Consider the following 2,758-nt stretch of genomic DNA (forward strand, 5'->3'; position numbering starts at 1 on the left):
GAAGGCCGAGGGCGCGAACGCGGCGGCGGGCGCGGCATCGGTCCGCATCGTCACCGAGCCGTAGCGCACGCTGCTCCGTACGGGCGAAGCCGGTCAACGCACGCTGACGGCGGGACGCGGTTTCCCGTTCTTTTCCACGATCCGACAAATCCCCGGTGAGCGCGGGTCCTTACCCCCTCGAACGACGCTCGGACCGACCTGCTTTGCCCGGTTTTCTGGCGAAGCAGATAATGCGACGCATTACCAACTCTTTACGTGGGACGGCCGCAACCTTCCGGCGCCTCACGCGGTAGTCACAGCGTCCGCACGGCGGACATGACCATCAGTAACCCTCCGTCAAAGGAGCACCATGTCCCACCCCCTGAAGCGCCACCTCGCCCGGGTCGCACTCGTCGTCGCCGCGGGTGCCGCACCGGTCGTCGGCGCCGCGGGTGCCGCAAGCGCCGTCGAGCTGCCCAGCACGAGCGGCCTGAACCCGGTCAGCGCCCTGGACACCAGCTCGCTGCCCGCGACCGCCTCCCAGACCGGCGGCGAGGTGCTCACCACCGGTACCGAGACGGCCAACCAGCTCGGCGAGAGCGCCGCCCCGACCGCCGAGAAGGCCCTGGGCGCGGTCCAGGACACCACCGGCAAGACCGTCGACCAGGGCCAGAGCGCGGTCGGCGACGCCGCCGGGAACCTCACCCCGGAGCTGCCCACGTCGAGTCTGGGCCTGTGACCCACCCGGCCCGGGCCTGCCCGAGCCTGCCCGGCTGACCCACGAGGCCGCCGGCGGTCCGCGGAGCCGTCCTCCGCGGGCCCGGCGGCCCGTCAGCGCCGCGAACGGACGTCCCGCGGCGCTACGGTGCCCTCAGCCCCGCAGCGCCCCCAGCCGCTCCACGGCGGCGGCCACCCGCTCGTCGGTGGCCGTGAACGCCACCCGTACGAACCGCTCCCCCGCGGCCCCGTAGAACTCCCCCGGCACCACCGCGATCCCCAGCTTCGCCAGCTCCGCGACCGTGTCCCAGCACGGCTCGTCCCGCGTCGCCCACAGGTACAGCGACGCCTCGCTGTGCTCGATCCGGAAGCCCGCCCCCGTCAGCGCCTCGCGCAGCGCCGCACGCCGGCGCGCGTAGCGCTCGCGCTGCTCGGCCACGTGCCGCCCGTCGCCCAGCGCGGCGATCATCGCCTGCTGGACCGGCTTCGGGACCATCATCCCCGTGTGCTTGCGCACCGCGACCAGCTCGCGCACCACCGCGGCGTCACCGCCGGCGAACCCCGCGCGGTAGCCGGCGAGGTTGGAGCGCTTCGACAGCGAGTGGACGGCGAGCAGTCCCTCGTACGAGCCGCCGCTGACCGACGGGTGCAGCACCGAGACCGGCTCGGCCTCCCAGCCCAGCTCCAGGTAGCACTCGTCGGAGGCGACGAGCACCCCGTGCGCGCGCGCCCACTCCACCGCGCGGCGCAGCTCGGCCGCGTCCATGGTGCGCCCGGTGGGGTTCGACGGGGTGTTGAGCCAGAGCAGCCTGACGCGCGCCGGGTCGAGGTCCGTGACCGGATCGGCGTACGTCACGGGCTCCGCCCGCGCCGTCAGGGCCCCGATCTCGTACGTCGGATACGCGAGCCGCGGGTACGCCACCTGGTCCCCCGGCTCCAGCCCCAGCAGCGTCGGCAGCCAGCCGACCAGCTCCTTGGTGCCGATCGCCGGCAGCACCGCGTCCGGTCCGACGTCCGCCCCGAGCCGCCGCCCGAACCAGCCGGCGATGGCCTCGCGCAGCGCCGGGGTGCCCCAGGCGAGCGGATAGCCGGGGCTGTCGGCGGCGTCCGCGAGCGCGGTCCTGACCACCTCGGGGACGGGGTCGACGGGGGTGCCGACGGACAGGTCGACGATGCCCCCGGGGTGGGCCGCGGCGGCGCTCTTGTACGGCTCCAGCCGGTCCCAGGGGAAGACGGGCAGCCGGGAGGTGACGGGTCGCACTCTCACTGTCCTCAATCGACGCAACCGCCCCCGCCGATCAGCCCGGGGCTTACGGGGCGGGGGCGATGCGTATCGCCGTGGTCCTCGGGTGCTACTCGTCGTGCTCCTGCGGCGGGAGGGCCGCGACGATCGGGTGGTCCCGCTCGATCAGGCCGAGCTTCGAGGCGCCACCGGGCGAACCGAGATCGTCGAAGAACTCGACGTTCACCTTGTAGTAGTCCTTCCACTCCTCCGGAGTGTCGTCCTCGTAGAAGATCGCCTCCACGGGGCAGACCGGCTCGCACGCACCGCAGTCGACGCACTCGTCCGGGTGGATGTACAAGAACCTCTGGCCCTCGTAGATGCAGTCGACGGGGCACTCCTCAATGCAGGCCTTGTCCTTGAGGTCCACACAAGGCTCTGCGATGACGTAGGTCACGCTGTCGTTCCTCCTCGATCAGGCTGGCGGCGCGGGAGCGCGGCGTGTCGATGCCCGCACCTAGTATCTCCGTTCCCGGGCACGGAGCGAACAAGAGGGGCGTGGAGAGCTGTGGAATTCACCACTGGGGCGCGGCTCGAAATCCGTATCACCCCAGCTGACGTGGGAAAACGCGTTTCCGTACGGCGGCTGACGGATGCCTCCGAGAAGGACGCGCGGTTCACGGACGCGGTGGGCGTGCTCACATCGTGGGATGCCGGGGAGCTGCGTCTCACGCGGCGGAACGGCCAGGTCGTCCGGATCCCCGAGGCCGCCGTGGTGGCGGGGAAGGTCGTGCCGCCCGCACCGGCGCGGCGGCGCGGACCCGCGGCGACGGCGGCGGA

4 protein-coding genes are annotated in these 2,758 nt (G+C 72.7%); 2 read left to right on the plus strand and 2 right to left on the minus strand.

Annotated features, from left to right (window positions below):
- The first annotated feature begins 349 nt into the window (after positions 1 to 349).
- Positions 350 to 718, plus strand: a complete 369-nt coding sequence (locus H5J30_RS25815) for a hypothetical protein (protein WP_181789746.1) — start codon at positions 350 to 352, stop codon at positions 716 to 718.
- Positions 719 to 850: 132 nt separating this feature from the next.
- On the opposite strand, the gene dapC is transcribed toward H5J30_RS25815, so the two are convergent.
- Both dapC and fdxA read right to left on the minus strand, forming a co-directional pair.
- A complete protein-coding gene (gene dapC / locus H5J30_RS25820) occupies positions 851 to 1,957 on the minus strand; it encodes a succinyldiaminopimelate transaminase (RefSeq protein ID WP_181789747.1) in 1,107 nt (368 codons plus the stop codon).
- 91 nt (positions 1,958 to 2,048) lie between these two features.
- A complete protein-coding gene (gene fdxA / locus H5J30_RS25825; RefSeq protein WP_027754067.1) occupies positions 2,049 to 2,375 on the minus strand; it encodes a ferredoxin in 327 nt (108 codons plus the stop codon).
- A gap of 111 nt (positions 2,376 to 2,486) precedes the next feature.
- Between fdxA and H5J30_RS25830 the strand changes: the two genes are divergently transcribed.
- The coding region (locus H5J30_RS25830; RefSeq protein ID WP_445194959.1) for a putative acetyltransferase at positions 2,487 to 2,758 on the plus strand (272 nt) is incomplete at its 3' end.

The organism is Streptomyces phytophilus, from assembly GCF_013870535.1.
Taxonomy (GTDB): Bacteria; Actinomycetota; Actinomycetes; order Streptomycetales; family Streptomycetaceae; genus Streptomyces; species Streptomyces phytophilus.

Bases quoted from the DNA above. Each gene is read 5' to 3' on its own strand.
- H5J30_RS25815 (WP_181789746.1), top strand. From the start codon at position 350: ATGTCCCACCCCCTGAAGCGCCACCTCGCCCGGGTCGCACTCGTCGTC.